This window comes from Oscillibacter sp. 1-3 (assembly GCF_000403435.2).
Classification (GTDB): domain Bacteria; phylum Bacillota; class Clostridia; order Oscillospirales; family Oscillospiraceae; genus Oscillibacter.
Map to the genome: position 1 here is coordinate 768,291 of NZ_KE159707.1, position 16,946 is coordinate 785,236.

15 protein-coding genes and 1 pseudogene are annotated in these 16,946 nt (G+C 63.2%); 5 read left to right on the top strand and 11 right to left on the bottom strand.

The window, feature by feature from the left end:
• From C816_RS24270 to C816_RS10220, 7 genes and pseudogenes are all read right to left on the bottom strand, one after another.
• Positions 1 to 287: pseudogene (locus C816_RS24270) on the bottom strand (hypothetical protein); the annotation flags it as partial.
• 698 nt (positions 288 to 985) lie between these two features.
• Complete coding sequence (tsaD, locus tag C816_RS10195) at positions 986 to 2,002, bottom strand: tRNA (adenosine(37)-N6)-threonylcarbamoyltransferase complex transferase subunit TsaD (RefSeq protein ID WP_016322318.1); 1,017 nt, start codon at positions 2,000 to 2,002, stop codon at positions 986 to 988.
• Positions 1,999 to 2,493: a ribosomal protein S18-alanine N-acetyltransferase gene (rimI, locus tag C816_RS10200; RefSeq protein ID WP_016322319.1), complete on the bottom strand. Its 495-nt coding sequence runs from the start codon at positions 2,491 to 2,493 to the stop codon at positions 1,999 to 2,001. The genes tsaD and rimI overlap by 4 nt, the downstream gene beginning before the upstream one ends.
• Complete coding sequence (locus C816_RS10205; protein ID WP_016322320.1) at positions 2,490 to 2,975, bottom strand: hypothetical protein; 486 nt, start codon at positions 2,973 to 2,975, stop codon at positions 2,490 to 2,492. The genes rimI and C816_RS10205 overlap by 4 nt, the downstream gene beginning before the upstream one ends.
• Positions 2,972 to 3,640, bottom strand: a complete 669-nt coding sequence (locus C816_RS10210; RefSeq protein WP_016322321.1) for a hypothetical protein — start codon at positions 3,638 to 3,640, stop codon at positions 2,972 to 2,974. Before C816_RS10210 ends, C816_RS10205 begins: the two co-directional genes overlap by 4 nt.
• Entirely contained in the window at positions 3,637 to 6,303 is a 2,667-nt protein-coding gene (polA, locus tag C816_RS10215) for a DNA polymerase I (RefSeq protein ID WP_016322322.1), read from the bottom strand. The genes C816_RS10210 and polA overlap by 4 nt, the downstream gene beginning before the upstream one ends.
• Positions 6,304 to 6,610: 307 nt before the next feature.
• Complete coding sequence (locus C816_RS10220) at positions 6,611 to 7,711, bottom strand: PhnD/SsuA/transferrin family substrate-binding protein (protein WP_016322323.1); 1,101 nt, start codon at positions 7,709 to 7,711, stop codon at positions 6,611 to 6,613.
• 315 nt (positions 7,712 to 8,026) lie between these two features.
• Here C816_RS10220 and C816_RS10225 point away from each other — a divergent pair, with 315 nt between their 5' ends.
• The 5 genes from C816_RS10225 to C816_RS10245 all read left to right on the top strand — a co-directional run bounded on the left by C816_RS10225 (position 8,027) and on the right by C816_RS10245 (position 12,161).
• Positions 8,027 to 8,515, top strand: coding sequence for an RNA polymerase sigma factor (locus C816_RS10225; protein WP_016322324.1), 489 nt, complete (start codon positions 8,027 to 8,029; stop codon positions 8,513 to 8,515).
• Positions 8,499 to 9,557, top strand: a complete 1,059-nt coding sequence (locus tag C816_RS21795; protein ID WP_016322325.1) for a DUF4179 domain-containing protein — start codon at positions 8,499 to 8,501, stop codon at positions 9,555 to 9,557. The genes C816_RS10225 and C816_RS21795 overlap by 17 nt, the downstream gene beginning before the upstream one ends.
• Positions 9,558 to 9,878: 321 nt before the next feature.
• Complete coding sequence (locus C816_RS10235) at positions 9,879 to 10,388, top strand: MarR family winged helix-turn-helix transcriptional regulator (RefSeq protein WP_016322326.1); 510 nt, start codon at positions 9,879 to 9,881, stop codon at positions 10,386 to 10,388.
• Positions 10,389 to 10,851: 463 nt separating this feature from the next.
• Complete coding sequence (locus tag C816_RS10240; protein ID WP_016322327.1) at positions 10,852 to 11,538, top strand: hypothetical protein; 687 nt, start codon at positions 10,852 to 10,854, stop codon at positions 11,536 to 11,538.
• A 17-nt stretch (positions 11,539 to 11,555) separates the two neighbouring features.
• A complete protein-coding gene (locus C816_RS10245; protein WP_016322328.1) occupies positions 11,556 to 12,161 on the top strand; it encodes a hypothetical protein in 606 nt (201 codons plus the stop codon).
• 329 nt (positions 12,162 to 12,490) lie between these two features.
• Here C816_RS10245 and C816_RS21800 read toward each other — a convergent pair whose 3' ends face one another.
• From C816_RS21800 to metG, 4 genes are all read right to left on the bottom strand, one after another.
• Positions 12,491 to 13,531, bottom strand: coding sequence for a zf-HC2 domain-containing protein (locus tag C816_RS21800; RefSeq protein WP_016322329.1), 1,041 nt, complete (start codon positions 13,529 to 13,531; stop codon positions 12,491 to 12,493).
• Positions 13,521 to 14,009: an RNA polymerase sigma factor gene (locus C816_RS10255; protein WP_016322330.1), complete on the bottom strand. Its 489-nt coding sequence runs from the start codon at positions 14,007 to 14,009 to the stop codon at positions 13,521 to 13,523. The genes C816_RS21800 and C816_RS10255 overlap by 11 nt, the downstream gene beginning before the upstream one ends.
• A gap of 94 nt (positions 14,010 to 14,103) precedes the next feature.
• Complete coding sequence (locus tag C816_RS10260; protein WP_016322331.1) at positions 14,104 to 14,763, bottom strand: HAD family hydrolase; 660 nt, start codon at positions 14,761 to 14,763, stop codon at positions 14,104 to 14,106.
• A gap of 10 nt (positions 14,764 to 14,773) precedes the next feature.
• Entirely contained in the window at positions 14,774 to 16,756 is a 1,983-nt protein-coding gene (metG, locus tag C816_RS10265; protein WP_016322332.1) for a methionine--tRNA ligase, read from the bottom strand.
• Positions 16,757 to 16,946 lie beyond the last annotated feature (190 nt).

Here is a 16,946-nt window from a genome sequence, read left to right on the forward strand (position 1 = left end):
TCCTTCTTCTCAGGGTCGGCGGGAGTGGTCTCCCCGTCCTTCTTCTCAGGGTCGGCGGGGGTGGTCTCCCCGTCCTTCTTCTCAGGGTCGGCGGGGGTGGTCTCTCCGTCCTTCTTCTCGGGGTCGGCAGGGGTGGTCTCTCCGTCCTTCTTCTCGGGGTCGGCAGGGGCGGTGGTATCGGCGGGGGCGGTGGTGCCGGCGGGCTCGTCAGCCAGGGCCATGGGCATGACACCAAGGGTTAGGACCAGGGCCAGCAGGATGGCCAGCCATCTTCTTGTGTGGTTCATGTTCTTCCTCCTTTGTTTTTGTGGAGCGCCCCCTCCGGACGCCCACAGTGAATGGAGATATTATAAGCCTACCAAAAACCGCTGTCAAGGGCTGGATATTCACACTGGAGCGTATAATACAGATTGTATATTTGAAGGATTTCCTGCATTTTGACTTTTGGTGGTTTGTCACCTTTACGGGAATTCTGAGAGGTCTGCTCGAAAACAGTCGAAAAAGATAGGGGAGATTCTCCTGAAAATTTCGCTAAAAAACCAGATATTTTTGGCTTTCCCGGCAGAGAAAATCAAAATCCACAAAAATATTTAGTTTACATAACAATGTAGATAATCTTTTACTACGAGGAGTTATTCACATTCTCCACAGAGTTTTCCACACACCTGTGTTCTTTGGCCTGCAGTTGATACAAGGATTTTTGATGAGTTTTTCCACATCCTGCAACGTAACTCCCGGTTTTTTCAAAATCCAAATTTATTTTACATAAAGTGAATTTCCTCCGCAGATTCTCCCGCTGTTTTTGCATTTTCCGATGGACGGCGTCCTCATTATACAAAAAAATAATATCGGATGTAAAGAAAGAGAGTCCCCCGCGCCCTGCCTGACGGGCGCGGGGGACTCTTTGTATGCAATCCCCGCAGAAAATTCACTGCTTTTTCACAAAACCTTGGAGTCCTCTTTCAAAGCGGCTTGAAACAGGACCTTAGGGAGCGGCCTGGGAGATGTCCCGGGTGGCGTAGGCGTTCAGCTCCATTCCAGCCGTATTCCCCGCCAGATACTCATAATAGCCCTGGGCGCCGATCATGGCGCCGTTGTCCCCGCACAGGGACAGGGGCGGCAGATACAGCCGGCAGCCCGCCTCCTCGCAGGCCCGCTCCAGATCGGAACGGATGACGGAGTTGGCGGCCACGCCGCCGGCGGCCACAATGGTCCGGCGTCCCGTCCGCCGGGCGGCCTCCATGGTCCTGGGCACCAGGGTGTCGCTGACGGCCTGGGTAAAATCCCGGGCCAGCGCGGCCCGGTCCAGTTCCCCGTCCACCTGCCGGGCGTGGTGGGCCAGATTCACCACCGCCGTTTTCAGGCCGGAAAAGCTCATGTCCAGCGGCGCGCCGTCCACCTGGGCGTGGGGCAGGGCGTAGACGCCGCCCTGGGACTGCTGCGCCAGCTGGTCTATGGGCTTTCCGCCGGGGTAGCTGAGGCCCAGCACCCGGGCCGCCTTGTCAAAGCACTCCCCCGCGGCGTCGTCCCGGGTGGAGCCCAGGATTTCCATGTCCGTGTAGTCCCGCACGTCCACAATCAGCGTGTTGCCGCCGGAGATGGCCAGGGTCAGGAAGGGGGGCTCCAAGTCCGGGAAGGCGATGTAGTTGGCGGCGATGTGCCCTCGGACGTGGTGGACGGGAATCAGGGGCACCCCCAGGCCGAAGGCCACGGATTTGGCAAAGCTCAGCCCCACCAGCACTGCGCCGATGAGCCCGGGGGCGTAGCTGGCGGCTACGGCGTCAATGCCGGCCCGGGTACAGTCCGCCTGCGCCAGCGCCTGCTCCGCCAGGGCGGCGATGACCTCCACGTGCTTCCGGGAGGCGATCTCCGGTACCACGCCGCCGTAGAGGGCGTGCATGTCCGCCTGGGAGGCGACGATGTCGGACAGGACCCGCCGCCCGTCCTCCACCACCGCCGCCGCAGTCTCGTCGCAGGTGGACTCGAAGGCCAGGATCTTCATGGGCACGCCTCCTCTCCCGCCTCCGCCGGGGGGGCGGAGAAGTTCCGGGTCATGATGATGGCATCCTCTCTTGGGTGCTCGTAGTAGTTCTTCCGCCGCCCCGCGCTGCGAAAGCCCCGGCTTCCATAGAGGGCGATGGCGTCGTAGTTGGAGGCCCGGACCTCCAATGTCAAAAAGGCCAGATGGTTCCCCTGGGCGAAGTTCAAAAACACCTGGAGGAGCTGGCTGGCCACGCCCCGGCGGCGGCAGTCCGGCCGCACGGCGATGTTGGTGACGGTGCCCTCGTCCAGGACGACCTGGAGGCCGGCGTAGCCCGCCACCTGGTCCTCGCTGTCCAGGGCCACCAGAAAGGCGGAGAGGTCGTTGTCCAGCTCCGCCGCCAGGAGACCGCGGGACCAGGGGTCCGAGAAGCAGATCCGCTCCAGAGCCGCCACCGCGTCCAGATGGTCCGCCGTCATGGGGACGATGCGCACGCGCATATTCTCGCTCATATGTTCGTTTCCTTTCTGATCTCCCGCCTGTGGCGGAGGTGGATGCCGATATGCCCGATGCCCAGGACCGTCACGCCCGGGAGCATCCAGACGGCCCGGCCGTAAATGCCCAGCAGAAAAAAGGCCGCCACCGGCAGCGCGGCCCCCGCCACGGGGACGCCCGGCAGGCCGGAGGTGAAATCCGCCATAGTGTGCTCGCTGCGGAAATACCGCAGCCACCAGAGCTCGTAGAGGACCATCAGCGCCGCCGCCCCGATGAGCCACCAGGACCAGGGGGTCCAGGGGCGGAGGTTGAAGTCCTGAAAGACCAGGGCGGCACAGGTGACCCACACCTGTCCCGTCCGCTCCATCGCCAGCAGAGGGCGGCTCTCCCCCGAGGGGGCGTAGTCCCGGGGCCTGTACCGGGTCCACAGCACGTTGGGGACCAGCAGGCACAGCAGAAAGACGGCGCCCACATAGGAAAAGCCGAAGGTCCCCGTCATGGAGCGGTCCCCCCGGAGATCCGCTCTGCCAGACGGGCGGCGCAGTAGTCCCGGGCGTCCTCCAGAATACTCCGGCGTCCGCCCTCCCGGGAGAAGCCGCCGCTCTCACCCCTGGCCAGATTCTCCTCAATGAGCGCCATGGCCCGGAGATAGTTCTCCTCGCAGAGGAGGCGGAGAATGATCTCCAGGACTTTCGGCCGCTCCTCCGCCTCCAGCCGGGCCCGGTAGGCGGCCAGATCCGGAAAGACGTTCTCCGCCGCCAGGGCCTCCGCCCGGTCAAAGATGGCCTCCACGGCGGATTCCAGGTCCTCCGGCCCGGACAGGCGCTCCTGCCAGGCGGGGAGCCACAGGCCCCGGGCCGTAAACGCGCCCCAGACGTGGAAGCTGAAGGGCTGCTCCGCCGCCTCCTCCGCCATGCGGAACACCTTCCAGTACATCTCGTCCAGCGCCGGGGGCTTGCAGTAAAAATTGGCCTTCAGGATCTGGCTGTCAAAGGAAGAGGGCATCACGATCAGCACATCCAGCAGGTTGTCCCGCACCCGGTACTGATGTCCCCGGACGGTTTTCCAGCCCCGCCGCTTCCCGGTCTCCCGGCAGGCCTTTCCCATGGCCTTTTTCAGGAGTTTTTCCCGCTCCCGAATCTTCTTCTGCCCCTCTCTTGTCATCCCTTCGCCTCCAGCCAGTTTTTTCCCCAGTGGGCCTCCGCCGTCAGCGGGACGGAGAGGCGGACCACGTTCTCCATCTCCTCCTCCAGCAGCGTTGCCGCACGTTCCGCCTCGCCCGCGGGACACTCCACAATCAGCTCGTCGTGGACCTGGAGCACCAGCCGGGCCTCCAGGCCCTCGGCTTTCAGCCGTTTCCATACGGCAATCATGGCCAGCTTCATCACGTCCGCCGCCGCGCCCTGAATGGGCATATTCAGCGCCACCCGCTCCCCGAAGGAGCGCAGAGCGAACTTGGAGGATTTCAGCTCCGGCAATTCCCGCCGCCGGTGGAAGAGGGTTTCCACGTACCCCGCCTCCCTGGCCTGGGACACCACGTCGTCCATATACCTCCGCACGCCGGGGAAGGCGGCGAAGTAGCCGTCCATATAGGCCTTGGCCTCCGCTGTGGTGACGCCCAGGTCCTGACTGAGGGAGAAGGGGGAGATGCCGTAGACGATGCCGAAGTTCACCGCTTTGGCGCCGCGGCGCATCTCCTGGGTCACGTCGGCCCGGTCCACGTGGAAGACCTTGGCGGCGGTCTCGGCGTGGAAGTCGCCCCCCGCCAGGAAGGCCGCGCGCATGGCCTCGTCCCCGGAGACGTGGGCCAGCAGCCGCAGCTCGATCTGGGAGTAGTCCGCGTCCACCAGGACGCAGCCCTCCGCCGGGATGAACATCTTCCGGATCTCACTGCCCAGGTCCGTGCGGGTGGGGATGTTCTGGAGGTTGGGCTCCGTGGAGCTCAGACGCCCCGTGGCGGTAACGGTCATCTGGAAGCTGGTGCGCACCCGGCCGTCCGCGTCCAGGGCCTTCAAAAGGCCTTCGGCATAGGTGGATTTCAGCTTGGCGTACTGACGGTACTCCAGCACCGCCCCCACGATGGGGGCCTCGTACCGGAGATTTTCCAGCACGTCGGCGTTGGTGGACCAGCCGGTCTTGGTCTTCTTGCCGTGGGGCAGGCCCAGCTTACCGAAGAGGATCTCCCCCAGCTGCTTGGGGGAGTTGATGTTGAATTTCTCCCCGGCCAGGTCATAGACGGTCTTTTCCAGCTCTGCCGTCCGGGCGGCCAGCATTTCGCCGAAATCCGCCAGGGCCTTTCGGTCGACCCTGCAGCCCGCCAGCTCCATCTCCGCCAGCACCCGGCACAGGGGCAGCTCGATCTCCGCGAACAGCCGCTCCATGTCCCTCTCCCGGAGCTTTTCGCCCAGGGTCTTTTGCAGGGCCGTCACGGCGGAGGTGTGGCTGTACAGCGACGCGGCCACCTCCGCCGTCTCACCCAGGGGGGAGAAGGCGTCCGGCTCCAGGAAGAGGGGCTTTGGAAGCTCCTCATTATAATAAGAGACGAAGAGGCGGGGGAGGTCGTAGCTCCCCGCTGTGGCGTCCAGCAGGTAGGCCGCCAGGGCCGTGTCAAAGACGAAGCCCTCCGCCGGAAGGCCGTTTTCCAGCAGGACCCGCATCAAATCCTTGACGTTGTGGGCGGCCTTGGGGACGTCCGCCGAAAAGAGATCCGCCAGCAGGGCGTTCCACTCTCCCTGGTACCGGGAGAACCGCAGGTCAGCCAAAAGCGCGCTGTCCGGCCCGGTCCGGCACTCCACCGCCAGCGCCTGGAGATCCGGCAGGGCGGTGACGGACACGCACTCCGCCCCCCGCCACAGCTCCATCAGCTCCGCGGCCCGGGCGGGGTCCGCCACCTGCTCCACAGCGGCGGTCAAATCCGCCCGTTCCGCCGCCGGGGCGGTCTCCGGCGTCAGACCGAACTTCTCAATCAGCTTGGCAAATTCCAGCTTCAAAAACAGGGGATAGGCCGCGGGACCGGGAGCCTTCACCAAATTGTCCTCCGGGGCGAACTCCAGCGGCGCGTCGGTGACAATCGTGGCCAGCCACTGGGAGTGGCGGGCGGACGCCTCCCCCTCCGTCAGTTTTTTGACGAGGCCCGGCCTGGCGGGGGTCTCCGGCGCGGAGAGAATGTCCGGCAGCTGGGCGTACAGGCGGTCGATGGAGCCGTACATCCGGATCAGGCCCATGGCGGTCTTCTCCCCCACGCCCTTGACGCCGGGGATGTTGTCGGAGGCGTCCCCCATCAGGGCCTTGAGGTCGATCATGTGGACGGGGTCAAAGCCGTACTGCTCCCGGAAAGTCTCCGGGGTCATGTCCTTGGTGGTGGTCTGGCCCATGCGGGTGGAGACCAGCTTTACTTTGGTGCGGTCCGTAATCAGCTGGAGGCTGTCCTTGTCCCCGGTGACCACCACGCACTCCCAGCCATCGGCCTCGCATTTGCGGGAGATGGTGCCCAGCAGATCGTCGGCCTCCCAGCCTGTGAGCTCCCAGCGGGGGATGTTCAGCGCGTCCAGCACCTCCTTCAAAACCGGCATCTGCATCCGCAGCTCCTCCGGCATGGGCTTGCGGGTGGCCTTGTAGGCCGCGTCCGCCGTGTGGCGGAAGGTGGGGGCGTGAACGTCAAAGGTGACGCACACCGCGTCGGGGCGCTCCTCCCCCATGAGCCGCAGAAGGGTGGTGAGAAAGCCGAAGACGGCGTGGGTGTAGAGCCCGTCCCGGGTAGTCAGGGGCCGGATGCCGTAGTAGGCCCGGTTGATGATGCTGTTTCCGTCAATGGCCATCAGTTTCATGGGGAGAACCTCCAGTGTTTCCATAGATTGTAATAGTATACCCCAGATCAGGCGGCGGCGCAACGGCGAAATGGGAAAAGAGCGCGAAGCGCAGATAAAAGTTTCGCCAGCCTCTACAAAGGCGGTGGGGACCCGGGGCAAAGCCACGGGCCGCGCCTCGCAAGGCGCGAAATTCCTTTTCAGGATCGTAGAATTCAGAGGTTGAGAGCGCCTTTGCCGCCCGGAGGACTGCAAAGCGTCCCTCGTCCTCTATTGCGTGCCTGCCCCAAAAAAGGAGCCGCTTTCGCGGCTCCTTTTAGCGCTCTTGTCAATCCGCCGTATGGCCCTCCAGGGTCAGCAGGCGGCGGGCGGCGTCCAGGTCCTTGTCCTCCGCCCAGCCGTAGCGGTACGGGCCGAAGACGTCCTGGCACAGCAGCCGGGTCTCCCGGTCAAAGCTTACTCCCGAAAAAAGGGGAGTGCCGTCCGCATTGGTCTGGGTGCCGTCGTAGAAGCAGAGCTGGGTCAGGGTATACATCAGCGGGTCTTTCAGATTCAGCGCCGGGGCGGACAGGTCCTCCCGCTCAGGGGAAACCGCCAGCACCATGTCGTAAAACCGCTCCGTTTGGCCCAGAGAGAAGACCTTTTCGTTCAGGAATTCCGCCGTGTCCCCGCTCCGCGCCGCCGGATCGCTGTCGTCCCGGGGAAACACGTCGATCTCCCCGGCCTCCGCCGCCTGGATCAGATGATCAAAGTCCCCGTACACTGTGACATGAGAGAGATTCGCCGTGGTATTTCCCTCGAAGCTGTCCGCCAGCCACAGGTCAACCGCCCGGCGGCCCGGCAGGGAATCTTGCTCCAGCAGGCCCCAGCGGGCGCGGTTCATCTCCTCCCAGGTGGGCAGGTCGCCCTCCTTGCCGGCCCGGGCGGCCAGATTCAGACCGTAGTCCGTGGGGGCGGCGCAGATGGAGGCCTGGAAGGCCCCGCTGCTGTCCGCCCACAGAGGGCTCTCATTGGCGCCGGGGCCGGAGGCCAGCAGCACCGCCGCCTCCGTCTCCTGTCCGGCAAAGCCCTCGGCGGGCAGGATGGCGATGTCCACTGCGCCCGCATTCAGCGCCTGCACCGTGGCGGCGGGGGAGGAGCCGATGGTGAGCTGTACAGTGTCCGCAATAATGGATTGGTTTTCCGCCAGGGTGGACCGCAGCAGCTCCGGAAGCGTCCGGGCGGCCTCCATCAGCCTCTCAGAGCCGAGGCCGCCGCGGCAGATCTCAATGCGCAGGATGTCCAGCTCTAAGGGGTATCCGCCGGGGCCGGAGGGCTCCTCCGTCCCGGGGGACGGGTCTTGTACCGGGTCCGGCGGGGCGTCCTCGCGCCGTGCGCAGCCGGACAGCAGCAGGGCCAGAGCCAGCAGCAGGGGTAACAGTTTCTTCATAGGCGCTCCTTTTTTCGCTGGGGGTGTGGTATGATAGCTGTATTCTAGCACTCCGGCGGCGGAGGCGCAAGGGGAGATCTTCTGGGAAACATTCAACCGGAGATTTTATCATCCGTGATTTTTTTCTGCGGCTATGCAGGGGCCGGGACAGAGTCCGGCCCCTGCATAAAATCCGCAAAGGAGACGCTCCCATCCCCTGACCGGGCTATACCAGCCCAAATTCCGGCGCTTGAAAAAATTTTTTCCATAGGGTGAAAGTATTTCCCCCGCTCAATCGTACCCTATATGAGCGCGCTTCAAAGGAGTTGAAGTCAAATGAATTACAGCCAGCAAGCGGAACGTCTGGCGGAGACTTACGCCGACGCGATTCTCCGCCTGAGTTACACTTATCTGAAAAATACACAGGACGCCCAGGACGTGTGCCAGACCGTCTTTGTCAAGCTCCTGACGGAGCCCCGGAGCTTCGAGAGCCCCGCCCATGAGCGGGCCTATATCCTGCGCATGGCCTCCAACGCCTGCAAGGACATCCTGAAAAGCCCCTGGCGCCAGCGTACCCGCCCCTTAGAGGACGGCCTCCAGGTCCCCGCCCCGGAGGCGGAGGACGGCTCTGTCCTCTCGGCGGTAAACACCCTGCCGCCCCACTACCGGGCGGTGATCTACCTCTGCTACTACGAGGGCTATACAGCCGCGGAGATCGGGGAGATTCTGGGCGTGCCCACCGCCACCGTCCACACCCGTCTGGCCCGGGGCCGGACCAGGCTGAAAGAGATTTTAGGAGGAATGGACTATGAGCAATCTGTCTGAGTATAAGCAGAGCATGGAAACTCTTCGCTTCACCCCGGAGCAGAGAGCGCGGCTGGCGGCGGAAGCCGCGAAGGCGGCCTCCCGGCAGGCGGCCCGCCGCACCCGCAGGCCCTTTGGTAAAATGGCGGTCATCGCCGCGGCGGCGGCAGTGATGCTGGCGGTGGGAGCCGGCGCCGCAGGCGTTCTCCCCAGTCCCATCGACGTATTTACCCCTCTCTTCGGCGGCAGCGTTGCCCAGACGGAGGTCATTGACAAGATCGGCCATCCCATCGGGGCCTCCGCCACCGATAACGGCATCACCCTCTCCGCCGACGCCATCATGGGCGACGAGTACAACGCCGTCATCGTCTACACCCTCGCCCGGGAGGACGGAGAACGCTTCCTGCCGGAGGGCAAGGGGCTGGACGAGACCTATCTGATGATGGGCGGCTTCGGCAGCAGCTGGGTCAAGGGCGGCACCCACGGCACCAGCTGGTTTGTGGACCAGGACCCGGAGGACAACATGATCCAGATGGTGGAGACCGTCTCCTCCGACGCGCCCATGAGCCACGGCACCGCGGCGGTGGACTTCCAGGACCTGCGCTATTGGGATCACGAGACGGAGCGGGATGAGCTGCTGTATGAGGGCCGGTGGAAGTTCCGCTTTGAGGTGAACTATGAGGACTGCTCCGTCCGCATGGGCGGCGGCGAGACCTTCTCTCAGGACGGGCTGGTCTTCACCATTGACGGCATCAGCGTCTCCCCCGTGGCGGTGAAGGTGAACTACACCGCGGACACGGAGGTGGTCTGGTCCAACAGCGGGAGCGGACGGCAGGCCCCCGAGGACGCCCGCCAGTCCCAGCGGTATCTGGAAAACGTGGAGATCCTGCTGACCAAGGCCGACGGCACAGTCATTGACCTCAGCACCTCCGGCGGCAGCCTCCGCCCCGGAAACGGCGTCACCGTCTGCAGCAAGGGCCAGGTGCTGGAGGAGATCATCCCCCTGGAGGAGCTGGCGAGCATCTCCGTGGGCGGCATCGTATTCCCCATCTCTGCGGAGTAAGACTGTATTCAAAGGCGGGAAATGCTGAATGGGCGAAAGGACCTGTCCGGGCGGCGTTTTACGCCTGTGAATACAAAGTCAAAAATCAGGCGCGCCAGGGTGATCGGCCCTGGCGCGCTCTTTGCGTATTTTGAACATGTCCGCGGCGCGGGAGACTTCCCAACCCTCCCGACAACTCTATCATAGCTGCCTGCCTGCGGGAAGTCAAGCGAAATCGTTGCGCATTGCAACGATTTGCGCAAAGCGTCGAAATTGTCCCCGCGGAATTGACGGACAGCGTTCGCTCCTGTATGATACAAAAAACAGAAGGGAGGCGATGGCATGGACCCCACCCGGCGCCGCATCCGGAAGATTGACCGGGACGCCCAGCGGTTCGTGGCCCAGGCGCTGGGCAACACGGACCTGAGCCTCAGTGACTACGACATGATCCACACCGTGCGCCACCGCCCCGGCGTCACCCAGGAGGAGCTGCGGCGGCTGTACTGCCTGGACAAGAGCACCATTGCCCGCCGGGCGGCGAAGCTGGAGGAGGCAGGCTATATTGTCCGCCGCACCAGCGCGGCGGACAAGCGGCGCAAGGAGCTCTTTGTCACCGAAAAGGGCGACGCCCTGCGGGAGGCCAAGGTGGAGGCGGAGGCGGAGGCGTTTTACTTCCGCTGGCTGACGGCGGAGCTGACGGAGGCGGAGCTCTCTGTGCTGGTGCCTTTGCTGGACCGGCTCCAGCTCCGCAGCCGGGACGAGCGGCGGCAGGAGTTTGTCCATTTGCTGGAGGAGTATGAAGGGATGTCTGCCGAAAAGGGCCAATGTGAGCTTTTGCCCGATCCAACATAGCGGGCGGGTTGCCTGCTGCTGCGAATCCCTGCCTCCTCCAAATTTCGGGGAAAAGGCTATTGCAATTTTTTCCGCGATAGAGTAAAATAAGCCCGGAAACACAAAAGCGGCAGGCCGCAAGGTGGTAGGAACACCCTGCGGCCCTGTACGAGTGAGATCAGCACTCAGCACAGCGAATATATTCGCACCACAAGAGCATTATACCCGGTTCAGCCCATAATTTCAAGGCTGAATGGGGATTTTGCCGTGTGTGCATTTTATGCGGGGCTGAGGTGAAAACTCGGTCCTGCTTTTTGTGTTTCCAACAGGCCCCGGGCGGGGGCGCGTCTCCCGCCCCGCGGGGCTCTGTTGGAATCAAAACTCAAAGAAAGAAGGCAGACCAAGAGATGATGATTTTCCATTGCCCGAACTGGGGCGCCGGCCCGTTTTTCGTGCAGGCTTGTTGCGGAAAGGACGGATTGCGATGAGCGGGACGCTGCGGGAATGGCTGGACAGGGAGCTCCGGGATTTTGAGCCGGTGTGGAAATCCTTCCGGGGCAGACAGCGGAGAATGTACTACATCTGGATGGCGGCGGCCGTGGCGGGCATGACGGCTCTGGGCTTCGGCGCGGGCTACGAGTGGACCTACGTGCTGCGGGTGCATCTGCCCATCGGGGCGGGCATCGCGGGATTCATCTGGCTGTGCGTGCTCCTGACCAGCCGGGCCGCCACCATGAAGAGCGTGCGGAAGAGCTTCGAAAAAGCCCTTTCGGCGCTTTCGCCCTCCGACCAGGAGGCGTTTGCCCGGCAGGATTTCGGCAGAACGGATTTTCTCAACACCTTTGAGGACAGGTTTCCCGCCCGGCTGCTGGCGGGGCCGGATTTCTGGCTCTACTTCAGGGACGTCTGCCAGATCTATCGGACGGCGGATATGGAAAAGCTGGGTGCGCGGGAGGAGACGGTCCGGGTGCACTGCAAGAGCGGCGGCGTCCGGATGCGCCGGAAGGTCGGCGCCGGGGTCTCCCTGACGGTAGATTATCGGAAGGACACTGCCGCGGCCAGGCAGGGGCCGGACCGGGTGTATCTGGCCAGCTGGGAGCAGCTGCAGACGGCGAAGGACCTGATTGCCCGGTACTGCCCGAAGGCGGAAACCCTGTGGAGGGAAAAATAAAAGGAGCATACCGAACCATGAATACAAAAAAGACACGCGCTCTGCTTGGTTTGCTGCTGACGGCGCTCATGCTGCTCCTGTCCGCCTGCGGGCAGGCGGACGGCGGGAGCGAGGCGGAGGAAGCGCTGCTGCCCGTCAGCGTAAACGGCAAAGAGATCCGGGTGGGAGAGACCACCCTCCAGACCCTGCTGGACGAGGGGCTGGACGTATCCTGGGTGGACGAGAATTATAATCGGGTTACCGTAGATTCCGCCACGCAGCTGGAGGCCAACGCCTACTACACCGGCGGCAGCATGAAGGTGACGGACAACATGTCCTTCACGATCTCCCTGGCGACGGAGGAGGCGGTCCCTCTGGGACAGGCGGTGATTGCCCGGCTGGAGCTGAACATGGCCGCCGAGGACGATGAGAGCGTTCTGGAGACGATTTCCTTCGACGGCGTGCCGGTCACTGAACTGACCCGGGAGAAGGCCGGGGAGATGTACCCCGACTGGACCGGAAACGAGGTGATGTGGCTGCACTACGGCCTGGAGTACAAGTACGACCTGAACTTCGACATCTCCAGTGGAAATCTCAGCGGATTTACGGTAGAGCGCACCTACGACGTGGACTGGAACAGCTGAGAAACAGATTCCGGCGGGAGGACCGCTCCCTATATTGGAAATCAGCAGCGGGACGGCAGAGCCGTCCCGCTCAGGTTATCGAAAAAGTCCAACGGGACTGTTTCGACAACCTGACAATGTCTCGATTTTCCAATCGCTTGACGATTGGAAAATCTGTCGCTTCGCTCCATAAACGGCTGCGGTGCAGCCGTTTACAGACATTTGATCCAATACGAGGCGGGCGCTGCCCCCTCGCGCTCCCCCGCATTATCGGAAGCCTTTTTATTCTGGCTGGTAGTTTTTCGACAGTCTGAGCGGGACGGCAGAGCCGTCCCGCTGCTTTCATTGGATCAGGACTGGTAGGACAATCTGTCCCACAGCAGGTCATACAGCACCTGCATCCCGGCGGGGGTGGCGGCGAAGTCCTTCACGCTCGTCAATTTCTTCCACTGTTCATCGCAGTCGCTGCGGGCCAGGAGCTCGGCCAGATAGAGGTCGGCCTCCTCCAGGGTCAGCACCCCCTGGCAGAAGGTCTTGCCCGAGGAGGTGGCGGTGGTATAGGTCCAGCCCACCTCGTCCAGATTGTCCACCAGCGCCAGCATCTGAGGGCCGTAATAGCAGCGCATCAGCCAGCTGGCGGAGGTGTCGCCCCAGTGATCTTGGAAGTTGACGGTCCAGCGGTAGGGACGCGCACTGGTGTGGAGCTCCGAGGTGTAGTTCCAGTTCTGCTCATCCAGGCCCACGGCCGCCGCCGCCCGGCCTAGGGCCGGGGCGTCTCCCGCGTAAGGGGTCCGGGCCTCATAGCGCTCCATGGTTCCCCGCTGGATGAGCACGCCGTCCTGGTAGACCGTTTCGCCGCAGAGCCGGACCTCCTGGACGCCCTCCAGGTCCACAGTCAGGCGGCCACAGCCCTCGCTGTGGACCGGGGAGACCGTGACAGACCGGCCAAAGATCTCCACAACGCCGTCCTCCTCGTCAATCTCCCAGCCGTAATAGGCCCAGGCGGAATTCACGCAGTCGATGAGCAGGTGCAGCAGATTCTCCTCGTCCACATAGTGACGCAGGGCATAGGTCTGGGGCTGGATGGGGGTGCCGATGAGAAAAATCTTGGCGGCAAAGCCCCCCGCGATTACCAGCACCGTACACACCACCGCCGCCGCAAGGCGAAACCGGCTCCGCCGCTTCACCCGCTTGAGGTAGTCCAGCTCCTTGCGCTCCTCCTCCAGCCTGGAGGCCAGCTCAGGACCCACCATGGCCGCCTGTTTCGCGGCGCAGTCCGGGCAGGAGCGCAGGTGCCGCTCCACCGCCTGCCCCGTCTCCTCTGAGGTCAGTCCCTCCACGTAGTTTGGCAGCAGGTCCCGCACCACCGCGCAGGTCAGATCATTTCTCATCGTTCACTCCTCCGTTCCGCAGTCTTTCCTTTGTCCGGTAAAAGGTCACCCGGGCCCAGGTCTCCGTCCGGCCCATGACATCCCCGATCTCCCGAAAGCTGAGACCGCCGAAGGCCCGGAGGTACACCACCTCCCGGGGCGCCGCCGGCAGGTCGTGGATCAGCCGCAGCAGATCCAACTGGCCCTCCCGCTCCAGCAGGCCCTCCTCCGCCGAGGGGGCAGGGACCTCCGGCGCCTCCTCCGGCATGGGGGTCTCCCGTTTGTGTCTGCGCAGGTGCTGGTACCACAGGTGCTTTGCAATCTGGCAGAGCCAAACGGAGACCTTGCACCCGCCGTCAAACCGATTCGCGGAGCGCACCGCCTGGTAAAAGGTCTCCTGGGTCAGCTCCTCCGCCAGATCCGAGTCATGGGTTTTGGCGAGGAGAAACTTGTAGACGGTCTGGGCGTGGCGCTGGTAAATATCACTCATGTCATCCATGGTTCTCCCCTCCTTTCACCTTATATATCCCCCCTGGAGAGGCAAACGTTACAGCGGCTGGAAAAAAATTTGACGGGCATCGCCCGTCAAATTTTTATTCCAGCGTGCTGGCCTCAGACAGCTCCTCAAAGGAGCGGAAGTAGTAGTCCGCCAGCGTCCGGATTTCCTCCTGATCCTCCTCGGCGGAGGGGTCGTAGATGGCCGCCACCCGGAAACCCGCCGTCTTGGCGGTGCGGATGGCGTGGAGGGCGTCCTCGAAGATGACGGTGTCCTTCTTGTTGGACCGCAGCCGCCGCATGGCCCGCTCGTAGATCTCCGGACTTACGTCCTTTCCCACACCGGTCTCGGCGGAGGTGACCAGCCCGCGGAAGTAGTCCCGAATACCGGCATGCCGGAGGGCCTCCTCCGCCAGATGGCGGTCCGTGGCGGTGGCCACGTACATCCAGACGCCCTCCATTTTCAAAAGGGAGAGGAGGGTTTTCACACCGGGCTTGGCCGTTACCTCGTTTTCATAAAAGCGCTTTACCTGGACCTCGATCTGGGCGTAGACCTCATCCACCGTCTCCGGCAGGCCATACGCCTCCTTGCAGTAGGCCGCGCCCTGGCGGGCGGCCATGGTTTTCAGCCGCTCCCCCAGGTCCGGGGCGGGCTCGATGCCCCGGGCCCGGAGCATCCGGGGGCCGATCTCCCGCCAGATGTGCATGGAGTCCAGTAAAGTGCCGTCCATATCAAAAATCGCGCTTTGCAGACGCATAGGAAACCTCTCAGCAGAGCTTGGCCCCGGCGGGGATGGCGTCGTCCACCATCAAAAGGTGCAGGGCCTCCTCCCCCTTCTCCGTGTGAACGGCGGAGATCAGCATACCGTTGCTCTCCAGACCCATCATCTTCCGGGGCGGCAGATTGACAATAGCAACCAGGGTCTTTCCCACCAGCTCCTCCGGCTCGTACCACTGATGAATGCCGGAGAGGATCTGCCGGTCCACACCGGTGCCGTCGTCCAGGGTGAAGCGCAGGAGCTTCGCGCTCTTTTTCACGGCGTCGCAGGCCTTCACCTTCACCACCCGGAAGTCGCTTTTGCAGAAGGTTTCGAAGTCCACCTTCTCCGTCAGCTGGGGCTCGAGCGCAATGTCCGGCCGGGCGGCGTCCTCCCTGGCGGCTTGGGCGGCAGCCTCCAGCTCCTCCAGAGCCTTGTCCATGTCCACCCGGGGGAACAGATTCTCCCCCTTGTTGACGGCGGCGTCCTCCGGCAGAGCGCCCCACTTCGCGGCGCTGTCCCAGGTGCGACCCTCCGCAGGAGCGCCGGTCTGGGCAAAGAGCTTCTCCATGGAGTCCGGCATGAAGGGCGTCAGCAGCACGCCGCAGATGCGCGTGACCTCCAGCAGGGTGTACAGGACGTGAGCCAAACGGGGGGCGTTGGCCTCCATGTTCTTGGACAGCTTCCAGGGGGCGTTCTCGTCGATATACTTGTTGGCCCGCTGGATGACCCTGAATATGTCCTCCAGGGCCTTGTGGGGGGCGAAGGCCTCCATGTCCCTCTCGTAGGCGTCCCGCAGGGCCGTGACGGCGTTTTGCAGCTCCGCGTCCCAGGGCTCCGGGCTGGCCCAGTCACGGCACCCGGCGGGCAGCTGTCCGCCGAAATACTTGCCCGTCATGGCGGTGGTGCGGCTGACGAGGTTTCCCAGGTCGTTGGCCAGGTCGTTGTTGATGGTCTGAATCAGCAGCTCGTTGGAGAAGCTGCCGTCGGAGCCGAAGGGGAAGGTACGCATGAGGAAGAAGCGCAGGGCGTCCACGCCAAACTTTTCGGCCAGGATATAGGGGTCCACCACGTTGCCCTTGGACTTTGACATCTTGCCGCCGTCCAGCAGCAGCCAGCCGTGGCCGAAGACCTTTTTCGGCAGGGGCTCGCCCAGGCTCATGAGCATGGCGGGCCAGATGATGGAGTGGAACCGCACAATCTCCTTGCCCACGATGTTCACGCCGGGCCACCAGCCCTTTTCGTAGTCGTCGTAGCGGTCGTTGCCGTAGCCCAGGGCGGTGATATAGTTGCTGAGGGCGTCCACCCAGACGTAGACCACATGGCCGGGGTCAAAGTCCACGGGGATGCCCCAGGAGAAGCTGGTGCGGGAGACGCACAGGTCCTCCAGCCCGGGGTCAATGAAGTTCTTCACCATCTCGTTGACCCGGGAGCGGGGCTCCAGGAAGTCGGTGTTCTCCAGCAGGTCCCGGATGCGGCCGGCGTATTTGGACAGGCGGAAGAAGTAGGCCTCCTCCTCGGCGTCCGTTACCGCCCGTCCGCAGTCGGGGCAGCAGCCGTCTTTCAGCTGGCTTTCGGTCCAGAAGGACTCGCAGGGCTTGCAGTACTTGCCCTTGTAGGTCCCCTTGTAGATGTCGCCGTTGTCATGCATTTTGCGGAAGATATACTGGATGGACTTCACGTGATAGTCGTCGGTGGTGCGGATGAAGCGGTCGTTGGAGATGTTCATCAGCTTCCACAGGTCCAGTACGCCGCCGCTTCCCTCCACGATGCGGTCCACAAACTCCTTGGGGGTGACGCCGGCCTCCCGGGCCTTGTCCTCGATCTTCTGGCCGTGCTCGTCGGTGCCGGTGAGGAACATGACCTCCTCGCCCCGGAGGCGGTGATAGCGGGCCAGGGTGTCGGTGGCCACGGTGCAGTAGGTGTGGCCGATGTGGAGCTTGTCCGAGGGGTAGTAGATGGGGGTGGTGATATAGAACTTCTTGTTTTCCATGGGGGGTCTCTCCTTTTCAGCGGCGGCCCCGAATGAAAGGGCGCCGGAATTCACAGGTAGTATTGACAGTATTTTTCAGTATAGCATGTTTTCCCGGGTTCATCAAGTGCCCGCCTCTGCATGGAAGTGTTCAACCGCGCATTTTACCATCCGAAATTTTGGTTTGCGGCTGCGGCCTTGCAGGGGCGGA

What these genes read in the sequence shown, in the direction of transcription:
- tsaD (WP_016322318.1), bottom strand. Translation starts at nt 2,002, where the DNA reads ATGAAGATCCTGGCCTTCGAGTCCACCTGCGACGAGACTGCGGCGGCG.
- rimI (WP_016322319.1), bottom strand. Translation starts at nt 2,493, where the DNA reads ATGAGCGAGAATATGCGCGTGCGCATCGTCCCCATGACGGCGGACCAT.
- C816_RS10205 (WP_016322320.1), bottom strand. Translation starts at nt 2,975, where the DNA reads ATGACGGGGACCTTCGGCTTTTCCTATGTGGGCGCCGTCTTTCTGCTG.
- C816_RS10210 (WP_016322321.1), bottom strand. Translation starts at nt 3,640, where the DNA reads ATGACAAGAGAGGGGCAGAAGAAGATTCGGGAGCGGGAAAAACTCCTG.
- polA (WP_016322322.1), bottom strand. Translation starts at nt 6,303, where the DNA reads ATGAAACTGATGGCCATTGACGGAAACAGCATCATCAACCGGGCCTAC.
- C816_RS10220 (WP_016322323.1), bottom strand. Translation starts at nt 7,711, where the DNA reads ATGAAGAAACTGTTACCCCTGCTGCTGGCTCTGGCCCTGCTGCTGTCC.
- C816_RS10225 (WP_016322324.1), top strand. Translation starts at nt 8,027, where the DNA reads ATGAATTACAGCCAGCAAGCGGAACGTCTGGCGGAGACTTACGCCGAC.
- C816_RS21795 (WP_016322325.1), top strand. Translation starts at nt 8,499, where the DNA reads ATGAGCAATCTGTCTGAGTATAAGCAGAGCATGGAAACTCTTCGCTTC.
- C816_RS10235 (WP_016322326.1), top strand. Translation starts at nt 9,879, where the DNA reads ATGGACCCCACCCGGCGCCGCATCCGGAAGATTGACCGGGACGCCCAG.
- C816_RS10240 (WP_016322327.1), top strand. Translation starts at nt 10,852, where the DNA reads ATGAGCGGGACGCTGCGGGAATGGCTGGACAGGGAGCTCCGGGATTTT.
- C816_RS10245 (WP_016322328.1), top strand. Translation starts at nt 11,556, where the DNA reads ATGAATACAAAAAAGACACGCGCTCTGCTTGGTTTGCTGCTGACGGCG.
- C816_RS21800 (WP_016322329.1), bottom strand. Translation starts at nt 13,531, where the DNA reads ATGAGAAATGATCTGACCTGCGCGGTGGTGCGGGACCTGCTGCCAAAC.
- C816_RS10255 (WP_016322330.1), bottom strand. Translation starts at nt 14,009, where the DNA reads ATGGATGACATGAGTGATATTTACCAGCGCCACGCCCAGACCGTCTAC.
- C816_RS10260 (WP_016322331.1), bottom strand. Translation starts at nt 14,763, where the DNA reads ATGCGTCTGCAAAGCGCGATTTTTGATATGGACGGCACTTTACTGGAC.
- metG (WP_016322332.1), bottom strand. Translation starts at nt 16,756, where the DNA reads ATGGAAAACAAGAAGTTCTATATCACCACCCCCATCTACTACCCCTCG.